Source organism: Aquabacterium sp. A08, assembly GCF_011742065.1.
The window spans coordinates 1-14,461 of the sequence record NZ_JAAQQT010000540.1 but is presented as its reverse complement, the minus strand read 5'-3'; the positions used below and the strand labels follow the sequence as shown (position 1 = coordinate 14,461).

Here is a 14,461-nt window from a genome sequence, read left to right as displayed (position 1 = left end):
ACTGCCCCGACCTGTCGGCCCGCCTGGGGCAGATGTGCGACATCTTCGTGCACGACGCCTTTGGCACCGCCCACCGCGCCGAGGCCAGCACCTACGGTGTGGCCGAAACCGCGCCGGTGGCCTGCGCCGGCCCCTTGCTCGCGGCCGAGATGGACGCCATCGCCCGCGCCCTGCAGGCCCCGCGCAGCCCGCTGGTGGCCATCGTGGGCGGCTCCAAGGTGTCGTCCAAGCTCACCATCCTGCAGAGCCTGGCGCGCAAGGTGGACCGGCTGATCGTGGGCGGTGGCATCGCCAACACCTTCATGCTGGCCGCCGGCCTGCCGGTGGGGCGCAGCCTGGCCGAACCCGCGCTGGTGGAGGAGGCGCGCCGCGTCATGGCCCATCTGCGCGCCCGGGGCGCCGAGGTGCCCATGCCCAGCGACGTGGTCACCGCCACCCACCTGGGGCCCGAGGCGGTGGGCACGGTCAAGGCCGTGGCCGACGTGGCCCCGGACGACCTCATCCTCGACATCGGCCCCGAGACCGCGGCCCGCTGGGCCCAGCTGCTGCACGGCGCCGGCACCGTGGTCTGGAACGGCCCGGTGGGCGTGTTCGAGTTCGACGCCTTCGGCCACGGCACCCGCACCCTGGCGCTGGCCATTGCCGCGTCGCCGGGCTACTCCATCGCCGGGGGCGGCGACACCCTGGCCGCCATCGCCCGCTATGGCATCGAACGCCGGGTGGACTGCATTTCCACCGGCGGCGGCGCCTTTCTGGCGGTGCTCGAAGGCCAGACGCTGCCCGCCTTCGAGGTGCTGGCCCGCCGGGCCGCTGCCTGACCGCCCCCGGTCGATTCAACCCGTTAGCCCGCCACCACCGGAGACCCTCATGGCCCTCATTTCCCTGCGTCAATTGCTGGACCACGCCGCCGACCACGGCTACGGCGTGCCCGCCTTCAACGTCAACAACATGGAGCAGGTGCAGGCCATCATGCAGGCCGCCGCGGCGGTCGACAGCCCGGTCATCCTGCAGGGCTCGGCCGGCGCCCGCAACTACGCCGGCGAGCCCTTCCTGCGCCACCTGGTCGCCGCCGCCCTCGAGATGTACCCGTACCTCCCCGTCTGCATGCACCAAGACCACGGCGCCTCGCCCGGTGTCTGTGCCCGGGCCCTCCAGTCGGGCTTCAGCTCGGTGATGATGGACGGCAGCCTGCTGGCCGACGGCAAAACCCCCGCCAGCTACGACTACAACGTGCAAGTGACCCGCCAGGTGGTGGACCTGGCCCACGCCTGCGGCGTTTCGGTCGAGGGCGAACTGGGCTGCCTGGGCAGCCTGGAAACCGGCCAGGCCGGGGAGGAGGACGGCCACGGTGCCGAGGGCGCCCTGGACCACACCCAACTGCTGACCGACCCCGACGAGGCCGCCGACTTCGTGCAGAAAACCCAGGTCGACGCCTTGGCGATCGCCATCGGCACCAGCCACGGTGCCTACAAATTCAGCAGCAAGCCCACCGGGCAGGTGCTGCGCATCGACCGCGTGCGCGCCATCCACGCACGCATCCCCAACGTCCACCTGGTGATGCACGGCAGCTCCAGCGTGCCGGAGGACTGGCTGGCGACCATCAACCGTTACGGTGGCGACATGGGGGCCACCTACGGCGTGCCGGTCGATGAGATCGTCGAAGGCATCCGGCACGGGGTGCGCAAGGTCAACATCGACACCGACCTGCGCATGGCCAGCACCGGCGCCATCCGCCAGCACCTGGCCGAGCACCGCCAGAACTTCGACCCGCGCAAGTTTTACCAGGCCGCCACCCAAGCGATGCAGGCCATTTGCACCGCCCGCTACGAGGCCTTCGGCAGCGCGGGCATGGCCGCCCGCATCGGCCCGGTGCTCAGCCTGGACGCCATGCAGAAACGTTACGACCGGGGCGAACTGGCGCCGTGACTGGCCTGAGCCGGTGGGGCGGCCCTTATACCTGCCCAGGTATGCCGGTCATTGGCGACCGGCCGCGGCGGCCGGGCCCGGTCCGCGCGACAATGCGGGGGCCATGATCCCGATCAAAACCGAATCCGCCTGGCGCGGGACCGCCGACTGCAAGGCCTGCGGCATCCGCGACATGGTGCTGTTTTCCGACCTGAACGAGCACGATTTCAGCCTGATCCACGCGCCGATCGACGACCTCAGTCACCGCACCGGCCAGAGCCTCTACCACGAAGGCGCGCACGCGCCGGGCATCTACACCCTGCGCAGCGGCCTGATCAAGCTGATCCGCGTCACCCCCGACGGGCGCCAACGCATCCTGCGCCTGCTGCGCCCGGGCGACGTGGCGGGGCTGGAGGCGCTGGCCACCGGCCGCTACGACAGCGAGGCCGTGGCCATGACCGACGTCAGCGTCTGCCGCATCCCGACCGACGTGATCCACCGCCTGAGCCAGAACTCGCCGCGCCTGCACTGGCGCCTGCTGCAAAAGTGGCAACAGGCGCTGAAAGAGGCCGACGACTGGCTGGCGGCCATCAACTTCGGCACCGCGCGCCAGCGGGTCGGCAACTTTGTCCTGAAAATGCGCCACGCCACCGACCCGGGCGTGACCACCCTGTTTGCCCGCGAGGACATGGGGGCGATGATGGACCTCAAGCTGGAAACCGTCAGCCGCGAGATCAGCGCCCTGGTGCGCGAGGGCGCCATCGAGCCGCTGGACAAGTCCGGCCGCCTCTACCGGGTGCTGGACGAGACCCGGCTGCAGCCCGCTTCGGCGGCTTGAGGCCTCAGAGCTCTTCGACCCGCTTCGGCGGGTAGGTGTCCCAGCCTTGGCAGCCGGGGCAGTGCCAGAAGTACTGGCGGGCCTCGAAGCCGCAAGCGGCGCAGCGGTAGCGTTTGAGCGGTTCGCTGGCCCGGTCGATGGCCTGCTTCACCAGTTGTTCGGCCTCGGTCTGGCCAAACCCGGAGCCACTGAGCCAGAAACCGGCCGCCACCAGCGACGGCTCCTGCTGCAGGTGCTCCAGGTAGAGCTGGCGGCCCGCGCCGGGGTCGGTCTGCAGGCTGGCCAACGCCTGGGTCACGTCGAGCGAGGGCAGGTGACTCTGGCGGTAGTCCAGCAGCAGTTGCGTGGCCCGGTCGGTGGTCTGGCACACGCGGGCCCATTGCACCAGGTTGTGCGCCACCAGCGGCAGGTGCTGGGGGGCGTGGCGGCCCAGCGCCTCCAGCGCTTCCAAGCCACCGGCCGTGTGGCCCAGCGACTGCCGCATGTCCGCCAGCACGATCCAGGCCCGGGCCGACTCCGGCACCTGCTGCACCAGCGTTTCCAGCATGGCCAGGGCTTCGGTGGTGTGGCCCTGCGCGCGCAGCTGCTGGGCCTGTTCGCAGCGGTAATGGGCCAGCCGCAGCCGGAACGTGCCCTGGGCGCTGCCTTCCAGCCGGGCGGCGGTGGTGGCGGCCTTCTCCCAGTCGCGGCTGCGTTCGTAAATGGCCAGCAGGGCCAGCTGGGCCTCGGCTTCAAACGCGGTGCCGGCGAGCAGGAGCAGGGCGGCCTCGGCCCGGTCCAGCAGCCCGGCCTTCAGGAAGTCCTGCGCCAAGGCGTGCTGGGCGCGGTCGCGGTCGCGGGCGGGCAGGTCGCCGCGGGCCAGCAGGTGCTCGTGCACCCGTACCGCGCGGTCGTAGTCGCCGCGGCGGCGGAACAGGTTGCCCAGGGCAAAGTGCAGCTCCGAGGTGTCCGGGTCGTGCTGCACCGCCTCGATGAAGGCGTCGATGGCCTGGTCCTGCTGTTCGTTGAGCAGGTGGTTGAGGCCGCGGAAGTAGGCGCGCGGCGCCTGGCGCCCCTCCAGCCGCCACTGGCGCAGGTCGAAGCGCGAGGCCAGCCAGCCCAGCGCAAAGGCCAGTGGCAGGCCCCAGAGCAGCCAGGTGAAATCAAATTCCATGGGGTGGGGCGTCGGGGGTGTCCGGCGTGGCGCCGGCGGTGGGGCGGGCCGCCTCGGTGGCCTGGCGCGCGGCCTGACGGCGGGCGCGCAGCCACAACGGCAGCATCACCGCGATGCCCAGGAACACGCCCAGCGTCAGCGCCGCCAGCAGCACCAGCACCAGGGGCGCGTTCCAGTGGGCGCCGAACAGCAGGTTCAGGCGCACACCGTCCTGGTTGTTCAGGGCGAACGCAAACACAACAAAGAAAATGGCTGCCTTGAGCAGCCACGCGAGGTACTTCACACAATCCCCCCAGTGGTGAGAACATTGTAGCGGCCATGGCCGCTGCGGGGTCAGGCGGCGGGGTCGGTCGCCTGGTCCACCGACTGGCGCAGGGCCTTGCCCGGCTTGAAGTGCGGCACCCGCTTTTCCGGAATGGCCACGCTCTCGCCCGAACGCGGGTTGCGGCCGAGGCGCGGCGGCCGGTGGTTCACCGAAAAGCTGCCGAAACCGCGGATTTCGATGCGCTGACCGCGCACCAGGGCGTCCGACATCGCTTCCAGGATGGCCTTGACCGCCCATTCGGCGTCGCGCTGGCCCAGTTGCGCAAACCGTGCCGCCAACGCTTCCACAAGATCGCTTCGGGTCATGTCATCGACGGGTTGAAACCATGAAAAAGGGCCCGACGCGCAGCGCACCGGGCCCCAGTGCAGCGGTTAAGAATTAACCGTTGTTGTCCAGCTTGGCGCGCAGCAGTGCGCCCAGGCTGGTGGTGCCGGCGTTGCCGGAGTTCTGGCTCAGGCTGGCCATGGCTTCTTGCTGTTCGGCCATGTCCTTGGCTTTGACGGACAGCTGGATGTTGCGGGTCTTGCGGTCCACGTTCACCACCACAGCGGTCACTTCGTCGCCTTCCTTCAGCACGTTGCGGGCGTCTTCCACGCGGTCTCGGGAGATTTCCGAAGCGCGCAGGTAGCCGACGATGTCTTCGCCCAAGTCGATTTCAGCGCCCTTGGCGTCCACGGTCTTGACCTTGCCGGTCACGGTCGCGCCCTTGTCGTTGATCGACACGAAGGTGGTGAAGGGGTCGCTGTCCAGCTGCTTGATGCCCAGGCTGATGCGCTCGCGCTCGACGTCCACGCCCAACACGATGGCTTCGACTTCCTGGCCCTTCTTGAAGTTGCGCACGGCGGTTTCGCCGGCTTCGTTCCAGGACAGGTCGGACAGGTGCACCAGACCGTCGATGCCGGCGGCCAGACCCACGAACACGCCGAAGTCGGTGATGGACTTGATCGGGCCCTTCACGCGGTCGCCGCGCTTGGTCTGCTCGGCGAACTCGTGCCACGGGTTGGCCTTGCACTGCTTCATGCCCAGGCTGATGCGGCGCTTGTCTTCGTCGATCTCCAGGACCATGACTTCGACTTCGTCGCCCAGCGACACCAGTTTGTTCGGGGCCACGTTCTTGTTGGTCCAGTCCATTTCGGAGACGTGCACCAGGCCTTCGATGCCCGGCTCCAGTTCCACGAACGCGCCGTAGTCGGCGATGTTGGTGACCTTGCCGAACATGCGGGTGCCAGACGGGTAGCGGCGGGCCACACCCATCCACGGGTCGTCGCCCATCTGCTTCAGGCCCAGGCTGACGCGCTGCTTTTCGGCGTCAAACTTCAGCACTTTGGCGGTCAGTTCCTGGCCGGCCTGCACCACCTCGGACGGGTGACGCACGCGGCGCCAGGCCATGTCGGTGATGTGCAGCAGGCCGTCGATGCCACCCAGGTCCACGAAGGCACCGTATTCGGTGATGTTCTTGACCACGCCGTTGACGATGGCGCCTTCGCGCAGGGTTTCCATCAGCTTGGCGCGCTCTTCGCCCATCGAGGCTTCGACCACGGCGCGGCGGCTCAGCACCACGTTGTTGCGCTTGCGGTCCAGCTTGATGACCTTGAATTCCAGGGTCTTGTTTTCGTACGGGGTCAGGTCCTTGGTCGGACGGCTGTCCACCAGCGAGCCCGGCAGGAAGGCGCTGATGCCGTTGACCATGACCTTGAGGCCGCCCTTGACCTTGGTGCCGGTGGTGCCTGTCACGAAGTCGCCGGATTCCAGGGCCTTTTCCAGGGCCATCCAGGAAGCCAGGCGCTTGGCCTTGTCGCGCGACAGAATGGTGTCGCCGTAGCCGTTTTCCACGGCTTCCACGGCCACGGACACGAAGTCACCCACTTGGACTTCGAGTTCGCCCTGGTCGTTCTTGAATTCTGCGATGGGCACGTAGGCTTCGGACTTCAGGCCGGCGTTGACGACCACGTGGTTGTGCTCGACGCGAACGACTTCGGCGGTGATGACCTCGCCCGGGCGCATTTCGGCGCGTTGCAGCGATTCTTCAAACAGGGCGGCAAAAGATTCAGACATGTAATTTCCTAGACCGCGCACCCGGCTGAATGGAGGTTTGGCGCGCGGCGAGTACAAAAGCGCTCGGCCTGGCGGCCAAACGGGTTGCAGGTTGAGATCCCTCGGGCCTGCGGATTCAGAAACATCCGGCGGGGCCGTCGGGGCCATGGCCCCTTGCGGGGCCGGTTTCGTTGGCCCCTTGCGGGGCCGGGGTCACGCCCCCGTGAAGGGGCGCCGTGCCGCCCACCAAGCCAACACCTGCTGCACCGATTGCTCGATGGTTTGCTCGGAGTTGTCGAGGTGGACCGCGTCCTCGGCGGGCTTCAAAGGGGCGTCCTGGCGCGAGGTGTCGCGCAGGTCGCGGGCCCTGAGGTCCGCCAAAAGGTTTTCGAGTTTAGCAGGTACGCCCTTGGAAATCAATTGCTTATGGCGCCGTTCGGCGCGTTGCGCGGCGCTGGCCGTCAGGAACACCTTGAGCGGTGCGTCGGGGAAGATGACGGTGCCCATGTCGCGCCCATCGGCCACCAGACCGGGCAGGGCGCGGCAGCGGTGCTGCAGCTCAAGCAGGCCCTGGCGCACCGCCGGCACCGCGGACACGCGCGATGCGGCCATGCCGGCGGCCTCGGTGCGCACCGCGTCGCTCACGTTCTCGCCGTTGAGCAGCACCCGGTCGCCGGCAAAGGCCACGGGCAGCTCGCGCGCCAGCGTGCCCAGGCGCTCGGCGCTGTCCGGTTGTCGCAGCGCGGCCTCGTCGGTGGCCAGGCCGGCGCGTTCGGCCGCCAGGCCCACCAGCCGGTACAGCACGCCCGAGTCCAGCAGGCTGTAGCCCAGGGCCTGCGCCACCGCCGCCGCCAGCGTGCCCTTGCCCGAGGCGGTCGGGCCGTCGATGCAGATCACCGGGATGGCCGCGGGCGCCGCCTGGCAGACACCGAACAGGGTCTCAAAGTAGTCGGGGAAGGTCTTGGCCACGCACTTCGGGTCTTCGATGCGCACCGGCACGCCGCCCGGGTTGAAGGCCGCCAGCGAGAAGCACATGGCCACGCGGTGGTCGTCGTAGGTGTGGATGGACGCGGCGCGCCAGCCGGCAGCCGCCAGCGGCCAGACGCGGATGAAGTCGGCGCCTTCCTCCACCTGCGCGCCCAGTTTGCGCAGCTCGCAGGCCATGGCGGCGATGCGGTCGGTTTCCTTCACCCGCCAGCTGGCGATGTTGCGCAGCGTGCTGGGGCCGTCGGCGTAAAGCGCCATCACCGCCAGCGTCATGGCCGCGTCGGGGATGTGGTTGCAGTCCAGGTCGATGGCCCGCAGCGGCCATGCGCCGCGCCGGATGTGCAGCGCATTGGCCGAGCCGCTGACCTGCGCGCCCATAGCCTGCGCGGCTTCGACGAAGCGGATGTCGCCCTGGATCGAGGCCAGCCCCACACCCTGCACGGTGATGCCGTCGTGCCCCGCGCTGGCCGGCGCCAGGGCGCCCAGGGCGATGAAGTAGCTGGCGGAAGAAGCGTCCGCCTCGACGTGGATGCTCCCCGGCGAACGGTAGCGGCTGCCGGCCGGGATGGTGAAGGCGGCCCAACCGTCGCGCTGCACGTCCACGCCAAAACGGGCCAGCAGCTGCAGCGTGATCTCGATGTAGGGCTTGGAAATCAGTTCGCCCACCACTTCGATGCGCACGTCGTGCCGCGCCACCAGCGGCAGGGCCAGCAGCAGGGCGGTGAGGAACTGGCTGGAAACGTCGCCGCGCACGCGGATCGTCCGGCCCAGCGCCAGCGGCACCGGTGTGCCCTGGCCCAGCCGCAGCGGCGGGTAGCCTTCGTTGCCCAGGCAGGCCACGGGGCAGCCCAGCTGGCGCAGGGCGTCCACCAGGTCGCCGATCGGGCGTTCGTGCATGCGCGGGATGCCGCTGAGCTCGAATTGGCCGCCGTGCTGGCTGGCCAGCAGGGCCAGGGCCGCGGTCAGCGGGCGCATGGCGGTGCCGGCGTTGCCCAGGAACAGCTGGGCCTGGCGCACCGGCAACTGCCCGGCCAGGCCGCGCACCTTCACGGCCTGGCCGGGCAGGCGTTCCACCCCGCAACCCAGCGCGTCCAGGGCGTCGAGCATGACCCGTGTGTCGTCGGAGTCGAGCAGGTCGTGGACGGTGGTCTCGCCCTCGCTCAGCGCGGCCAGCAGCAGCACCCGGTTGGAAATGCTCTTGGAGCCGGGCAGGTGCACCGTGCCGCCGGCGCTGCGCAGGGGGGGAAGGTCGAGAAAGGGAATCGGGTACATGGCCGGGCAGTGGCGGGTGGGGGCCGGTGCGCCGCGGGCGCGCCGGGTCGGGGTCAGGTCGCGTCCTGGGCGGTGTCGGCGGGGCGGCCGGCCGGGGCGGCAGGACCGGGCCAGCGGCTGCGGGCTTCGCTGGCCTGGCGGATCAGGCGCTGCAGCGCCAGCGGGTCGGGTTCGCGCATGGTGGCTTCCAGCGCGTCCAGCGCCGCGCGGAAATGCTGCGACTGGGCCAGCACCTCGGCCTGGTTGGCCAGCAAAATGTCGCGCCAGACGCTGGGGTCGCTGGCGGCGATGCGGGTGAAGTCGCGAAAGCCCGGACCGGCCAGGGCGAGAAAGCGCGCTGCCTCGGGCTGGGCCTGGATGGCGTTCATGGCCGCGAAGGCCAGCAGGTGCGGCAGGTGGCTGACGGTGGCGTAGGCGGCGTCGTGGTCTTGCGGCGACATTTCGCGCACGCGGGCGCCCAGGGCGGTCCACACCGCGGTGGCCTGGCGCAACTGGGCCGGGTCGGTTTCGGGCAGCGGCGTCAGCACCACTTGGCAGCCCCGGTAGAGCGCCGCGTCGGCGTGCTCCACCCCGGCGGTTTCCTTGCCGGCGATCGGGTGCGCCGGCACAAAGCCGGGCAGGTGGTCTTTCAGGGCGCGGCGGGCCGCGGCCACCACGTCGCCCTTGGTGGAGCCCACGTCCATCACCAGCGTGTGTGGGCCGATCAGGTGGCGTATCGCCTTGAAGGTGTCCTCGGTGGCGGCCACCGGCACCGCCACCAGCACCAGGTCGGCGCCCGACACCGCCAGCAGGGCCGACGGCGCCTCCACGTCGATCACGCCCCGTTCGCGGGCCCGCTGCAGCGTGCTCGGCGACTTGCTGTAGCCCACCACCCGCTTGACCAGGCCGGCGCGCTTGAGGGCGAGCGCGAACGAGCCCCCCATGAGGCCGCAGCCGATCAGTCCCAGTTGTTCGAACATGGCCCGGGCCTCAGTCGGAGACCGGGTACGAGCCCAGGATCTTGTAGAAGGCGCACAGGCTTTTCAGCTCTTCCAGCGCGGCCGCCACGTGCGGTTGCGACGGGTGCCCGGCGATGTCGATGTAGAAGTAGTACTCCCACTGGCCCGACTTGGCGGGGCGCGACTCGAAGCGCGTCATGGACACCCCGTTGTGCTTCAGCGGCACCAGCAGGTCGTGCACCGCGCCGGGCCGGTTGGGCACCGACACCACGATGCTGGTGCAGTCCTTGCCGCTGGCCGGCGGCATGGCCATGGTCTGCGGCAGGCAGATCACCGCGAAGCGGGTGCGGTTGTAGGCCTCGTCCTGGATGGCGTGCGAGACGATGTGCAGCCCAAACTGGGCGGCCGCGCGTTCGCTGGCGAGCGCGGCCCAGGCCGGTTGGCTGGCGGCCAGGCGGGCGCCTTCGGCGTTGCTGGAGACGGCGCGCCGCTCGGCGTTGGGCAGGTGGGCGCTGAGCCAGTTCTGGCACTGGGCCAGTGCCTGGGGGTGGGCCATCACCACCTCGATGCCGTCGGTGCTGTTGACCTGGCGCAGCAGGTTGTGGCGGATCAGCAGGCTCACCTCGCCCACCACGTGCACCGGCGAACGCAGGAACAGGTCCAGCGAGCGCGCCACCACGCCTTCGGTGGAGTTTTCCATGCCCACCACGCCGTACTGCGCGGTACCGGCGGCGGTGGCATGGAACACCTCGTCGAAGTTGGCGCAGTAGATCAGGTTGGCGGCGCTGCCAAAGTATTCGATGGCCGCCTCTTCGCAGAAGGTGCCTTGCGGGCCCAGCACCGCCACCCGCTGCGGTGCCTCCAGCGCCAGACAAGCCGACATGATTTCGCGCCAGATGGAGGCGACGTGCTGGTTGAGCAGCGGCCCTTCGTTGGCCTGCTGGATCTTGTCGATCACCTGGGCCACACGGTCAGGGCGGAAGAAGGGCGAACCTTCGGCGCGCTTGATTTCGCCGACTTGCTCGGCCACGCGGGCGCGCTGGTTCAGCAGGCTCAGCAGTTCCCGGTCGAGGGCGTCGATCTGCACGCGCAGCGAACCCAGCGCCTCGCTCTGCACGGGGCCGGTGGCCGGTTTCGGTTCGGTCATGTGGGGGGTGTCTCCGGGGCAGCGGTGGGCCGGTCAGGCCTGGGTTTGTTCGAATTCGCGCAGGTAGTCCACCAGCGCCTGCACGCCTTCGATGGGCAGCGCGTTGTAAAGGCTGGCGCGCATGCCGCCCACCGATTTGTGGCCCTTGAGCTGCAGCAGGCCGCGCGCCTTGGCACCGGCCAGGAAGGCGTCGTTGCGGCTTTCGTTCTTCAGAAAGAAGGGGATGTTCATGCGCGAACGGCAATCCTTGGCCACGCGGTTTTCGTAAAACGCCGATTGGTCGAGGAAGTCGTACAGCAAAGCGGCTTTGGCGGTGTTGCGCGCCTCCATGGCCGCCACGCCGGTCTTGTCGCCTTCGCGCTGGTCCTTGAGCCACCGAAAGATCAGCCCGGCCATGTAGATGCCGTAGGTGGGTGGCGTGTTGTACATGGAGCCGTTGTCGGCCACCAGCTTGTAGTCGAAGGCGCTGGGGCAGATGGGCAGGGCGTGGCCGATCAGGTCCTCGCGCACCACCACCAGCGTCACGCCGGCCGGGCCGATGTTCTTTTGCGCGCCGCCAAAGGCCAGGCCGACGCGCTTCCAGTCCACCGGGCGGGACAGCACGTTGGAGGAAAAATCGATCACCAGCGGGGCGTCGCAGCCCAGCGCTTTCAGGTCCGGCAGTTCCTGGAATTCGACGCCGTGGATGGTCTCGTTGCTGCACAGGTGCACGTAGCTGGCGTCGCGGCCCAGTTGCCAGGTGCCGGGGGCGGGCAGGGTGGTGAACTGGCTGGCCTGGCCGCTGGCCGCGGTGCGGGCTTGGCCGTATTTCTGCGCTTCCTTGGCCGACTTCTGGCTCCAGCTGCCGGTGAGCACAAAGTCCATCGGCTGGCCGCGCGACAGGTTCAGCGGCACGATGGCGTTTTCGGCCAGCCCGCCGCCCTGCATGAACAGAATTTTGTAGTGCGCGGGCACCGCCAGCAGCTCGCGCAGGTCGGCTTCGGCCTGCTCGTAAATCGAGATGAATTCCTTACCCCTGTGGCTCATTTCCATCACGCCCATGCCGCTGCCGTGCCAGTCCAGCATCTCGGCGGCGGCCTGTTGCAGCACGGCCTCGGGCATGGTGGCGGGGCCGGCAGAAAAATTGTACGGGCGGGTCATGGGCAATCGGTGGTGGGGGCCGGGCAGCACCCGGCGGTGTTCATCGGGGGTGTGCTGGGTCAGTCGGCGGCGGTGTCGTGGGCGTCGCCGGCTTCCTCGCCCCGTTCGCCACCCGAGTCCACATTCGCGTCGTTTTCCACGATGCGTTGCAGGCCGCTCAGTTGCGCGCCTTCGTCCAGGCTGATCAGCGTCACGCCCTGGGTGGCCCGGCCCAGTTCGCGGATTTCGCTGACCCGGGTGCGCACCAACACGCCGGTGTCGGTGATCAGCATGATCTCGTCGTCCGCATGCACCAGGGTGGCGGCCACCACCTTGCCGTTGCGCTCGCTTTGCTGGATGGCGATCATGCCCTTGGTGCCCCGGCCGTGGCGGGTGTATTCGCCAATCGGGGTGCGCTTGCCGTAGCCGTTCTGGGTGGCGGTGAGCACGCTTTGCTGCTCGTCCTCGGCCACCAACATGGCGATCACGCTTTGGGTCTCGTCCAGCATCATGCCGCGCACGCCACGGGCGTTGCGGCCCATGGGGCGCACGTCGTTTTCATCGAAGCGGACGGCTTTGCCGCCGTCGCTGAACAGCATCACGTCGTGCTGGCCGTCGGTCAGCGCCGCGCCAATCAAAAAGTCGCCTTCGTCCAGGTCCACCGCGATGATGCCGGCCTTGCGCGGGTTGCTGAATTCGTCCAGCGCGGTCTTCTTCACCGTGCCCATGGACGTGGCCATGAACACGTAGCGGTCGTCCGGGAACTTGCGCATCTCGCCGGTCAGCGGCAGCACCACGTTGATCTTCTCGCCTTCTTGCAGCGGGAACATGTTGACGATGGGGCGACCGCGCGAGCCGCGCGAACCCGCTGGCACTTCCCACACCTTGAGCCAGTACAGCCGGCCGCGGTTGCTGAAGCACAGGATGTAGTCGTGCGTGTTGGCGATGAAGAGCTGGTCGATCCAGTCGTCTTCCTTGGTGGCGGTGGCCTGCTTGCCGCGCCCGCCGCGCTTCTGCGCCCGGTATTCGCTCAGCGGCTGGCTCTTGATGTAGCCGCTGTGGCTCAGCGTCACCACCATGTCGGTCGGGGTGATCAGGTCCTCGGTGGACAGGTCCTGCGCGCTGTGTTCGATTTCGCTGCGGCGCGCGCCCAGCTTGGTCTGGCCGAACTCGGCCTTGATGGCGGTCAGCTCTTCGCCGATGATGGTGGACACGCGTTCGGGCTTGGACAGGATGTCGAGCAGGTCGTCGATCTCGGCCATCACATCTTTGTATTCGGCGACGATCTTGTCCTGCTCCAGGCCCGTCAGGCGCTGCAGGCGCATCTGCAGGATTTCCTGCGCTTGGGTTTCGCTCAGGCGGTACAGGCCGTCGCCCTGCATGCCGAATTCGCGCTCCAGCCCTTCGGGGCGGTAATCGTCGGCGTTCACCACGGTGCCGTCTTCCTTGGCGCGGGTCAGCATCTGGCGCACCAGCTGGCTGTCCCAGCTGCGCGTCATCAGCTCGGCCTTGGCCACCGGTGGCGTGGGGCTTTCGCGGATGATGCGGATGAACTCGTCGATGTTGGCCAGCGCCACCGCCAAGCCTTCCAGCACGTGGCCGCGGTCGCGCGCCTTGCGCAGGTTGAACACCGTGCGGCGCGTCACCACTTCGCGGCGGTGCTGCAGGAAGATGTCGATCAGGTCCTTCAGGTTGCACAGCTTGGGCTGGCCATCCACCAGCGCCACCATGTTCATCCCGAAGGTGTCCTGCAACTGCGTCTGCTTGTACAGGTTGTTCAGCACCACCTCGGGCACTTCGCCGCGTTTCAGCTCGATCACCACCCGCATGCCGTCCTTGTCGGACTCGTCCTGGATGTGGCTGATGCCTTCGATCTTCTTCTCGTGCACCAGCTCGGCAATGCGTTCCAGCAGCGTCTTCTTGTTCACCTGGTACGGAATTTCATCGACGATGATGGCCTGGCGCTGGCCTTTGTCGATGTCCTCGAAGTGGCACTTGGCGCGCATCACCACCCGACCGCGGCCGGTGCGGTAGCCGTCTTTCACGCCGGTGATGCCGTAGATCAGCCCCGCGGTGGGGAAGTCCGGCGCCGGCACGATTTCCATCAGGTCGTCGATGGTCGATTCCGGGTGCTGGAGCAGGTGCAGACAGGCGTCCACCACCTCGTTGAGGTTGTGCGGCGGGATGTTGGTGGCCATGCCCACCGCGATGCCGGCCGAGCCGTTGATCAGCAGGTTGGGCAGGCGCGCCGGCAGCACCAGCGGCTCGGATTCGCTGCCGTCGTAGTTGGGCCCGAAATCGACGGTTTCCTTGTCAATGTCGGCCAGCATCTCGTGGGCGATCTTGCTCAGGCGGATTTCGGTGTAACGCATCGCTGCCGCGCTGTCGCCGTCCACCGAGCCGAAGTTGCCCTGGCCGTCCACCAGCATGTGGCGCAGCGAAAAGTCCTGCGCCATGCGCACGATGGTGTCGTACACCGCACTGTCGCCGTGCGGGTGGTATTTACCGATCACGTCACCGACGATACGGGCCGACTTTTTGTAGGGCCGGTTCCAGTCGTTGTTCAGCTCGTGCATGGCGTACAGCACGCGCCGGTGCACGGGTTTCAGGCCATCGCGCGCATCGGGCAGGGCCCGGCCCACGATCACGCTCATGGCGTAATCCAGGTAGCTGCGGCGCATTTCCTCTTCGAGGCTGATGGGCAAGGTTTCCTTGGCGAAAGAGGTCATGGGCGCAGACTTGG

Annotated in this window: 12 protein-coding genes; 3 read left to right on the top strand and 9 right to left on the bottom strand. The window is 68.4% G+C overall.

Annotated elements, in window-relative coordinates:
- The 3 genes from pgk to HA630_RS04460 form a co-directional block, all read left to right on the top strand.
- Positions 1-818 (top strand): phosphoglycerate kinase (gene pgk, locus HA630_RS04470; RefSeq protein ID WP_166832702.1); only part of this gene is annotated, 818 nt, incomplete at its 5' end.
- Positions 819-867: 49 nt separating this feature from the next.
- A complete protein-coding gene (gene fba, locus HA630_RS04465; protein ID WP_166832700.1) occupies positions 868-1,926 on the top strand; it encodes a class II fructose-bisphosphate aldolase in 1,059 nt (352 codons plus the stop codon).
- Positions 1,927-2,029: 103 nt separating this feature from the next.
- Positions 2,030-2,743: a Crp/Fnr family transcriptional regulator gene (locus tag HA630_RS04460; RefSeq protein WP_166832698.1), complete on the top strand. Its 714-nt coding sequence runs from the start codon at positions 2,030-2,032 to the stop codon at positions 2,741-2,743.
- Positions 2,744-2,747: 4 nt separating this feature from the next.
- Here HA630_RS04460 and lapB read toward each other — a convergent pair whose 3' ends face one another.
- From lapB to gyrA, 9 genes are all read right to left on the bottom strand, one after another.
- Complete coding sequence (gene lapB / locus HA630_RS04455) at positions 2,748-3,896, bottom strand: lipopolysaccharide assembly protein LapB (protein ID WP_166832696.1); 1,149 nt, start codon at positions 3,894-3,896, stop codon at positions 2,748-2,750.
- Positions 3,886-4,179: a lipopolysaccharide assembly protein LapA domain-containing protein gene (locus HA630_RS04450; protein ID WP_166832694.1), complete on the bottom strand. Its 294-nt coding sequence runs from the start codon at positions 4,177-4,179 to the stop codon at positions 3,886-3,888. The genes lapB and HA630_RS04450 overlap by 11 nt, the downstream gene beginning before the upstream one ends.
- Positions 4,180-4,229: 50 nt before the next feature.
- Positions 4,230-4,526, bottom strand: coding sequence for an integration host factor subunit beta (locus HA630_RS04445; RefSeq protein ID WP_166832692.1), 297 nt, complete (start codon positions 4,524-4,526; stop codon positions 4,230-4,232).
- Positions 4,527-4,599: 73 nt separating this feature from the next.
- Positions 4,600-6,276, bottom strand: a complete 1,677-nt coding sequence (gene rpsA / locus HA630_RS04440; protein WP_166832691.1) for a 30S ribosomal protein S1 — start codon at positions 6,274-6,276, stop codon at positions 4,600-4,602.
- A gap of 192 nt (positions 6,277-6,468) precedes the next feature.
- Positions 6,469-8,514 carry a bifunctional 3-phosphoshikimate 1-carboxyvinyltransferase/cytidylate kinase gene (locus HA630_RS04435; RefSeq protein ID WP_166832689.1) on the bottom strand — a complete coding sequence of 682 codons (2,046 nt, stop codon included), beginning with the start codon at positions 8,512-8,514 and terminating at the stop codon, positions 6,469-6,471.
- A gap of 53 nt (positions 8,515-8,567) precedes the next feature.
- Positions 8,568-9,473 (bottom strand): prephenate dehydrogenase/arogenate dehydrogenase family protein, encoded by a 906-nt coding sequence (locus HA630_RS04430; RefSeq protein ID WP_166832686.1) that lies wholly within the window; start codon positions 9,471-9,473, stop codon positions 8,568-8,570.
- A gap of 10 nt (positions 9,474-9,483) precedes the next feature.
- Positions 9,484-10,599, bottom strand: coding sequence for a prephenate dehydratase (pheA, locus tag HA630_RS04425; protein WP_166832684.1), 1,116 nt, complete (start codon positions 10,597-10,599; stop codon positions 9,484-9,486).
- A gap of 33 nt (positions 10,600-10,632) precedes the next feature.
- A complete protein-coding gene (gene serC / locus HA630_RS04420; protein ID WP_166832682.1) occupies positions 10,633-11,739 on the bottom strand; it encodes a 3-phosphoserine/phosphohydroxythreonine transaminase in 1,107 nt (368 codons plus the stop codon).
- 59 nt (positions 11,740-11,798) lie between these two features.
- Positions 11,799-14,447 carry a DNA gyrase subunit A gene (gyrA, locus tag HA630_RS04415; protein ID WP_166832680.1) on the bottom strand — a complete coding sequence of 883 codons (2,649 nt, stop codon included), beginning with the start codon at positions 14,445-14,447 and terminating at the stop codon, positions 11,799-11,801.
- Between the last annotated feature and the right edge of the window lie 14 nt (positions 14,448-14,461).

Excerpts from the sequence above, each read along its gene's own strand:
- fba (WP_166832700.1), top strand. The coding sequence starts at position 868 with ATGGCCCTCATTTCCCTGCGTCAATTGCTGGACCACGCCGCCGACCAC.
- HA630_RS04460 (WP_166832698.1), top strand. The coding sequence starts at position 2,030 with ATGATCCCGATCAAAACCGAATCCGCCTGGCGCGGGACCGCCGACTGC.
- lapB (WP_166832696.1), bottom strand. The coding sequence starts at position 3,896 with ATGGAATTTGATTTCACCTGGCTGCTCTGGGGCCTGCCACTGGCCTTT.
- HA630_RS04445 (WP_166832692.1), bottom strand. The coding sequence starts at position 4,526 with ATGACCCGAAGCGATCTTGTGGAAGCGTTGGCGGCACGGTTTGCGCAA.
- rpsA (WP_166832691.1), bottom strand. The coding sequence starts at position 6,276 with ATGTCTGAATCTTTTGCCGCCCTGTTTGAAGAATCGCTGCAACGCGCC.
- HA630_RS04435 (WP_166832689.1), bottom strand. The coding sequence starts at position 8,514 with ATGTACCCGATTCCCTTTCTCGACCTTCCCCCCCTGCGCAGCGCCGGC.
- HA630_RS04430 (WP_166832686.1), bottom strand. The coding sequence starts at position 9,473 with ATGTTCGAACAACTGGGACTGATCGGCTGCGGCCTCATGGGGGGCTCG.
- pheA (WP_166832684.1), bottom strand. The coding sequence starts at position 10,599 with ATGACCGAACCGAAACCGGCCACCGGCCCCGTGCAGAGCGAGGCGCTG.
- serC (WP_166832682.1), bottom strand. The coding sequence starts at position 11,739 with ATGACCCGCCCGTACAATTTTTCTGCCGGCCCCGCCACCATGCCCGAG.
- gyrA (WP_166832680.1), bottom strand. The coding sequence starts at position 14,447 with ATGACCTCTTTCGCCAAGGAAACCTTGCCCATCAGCCTCGAAGAGGAA.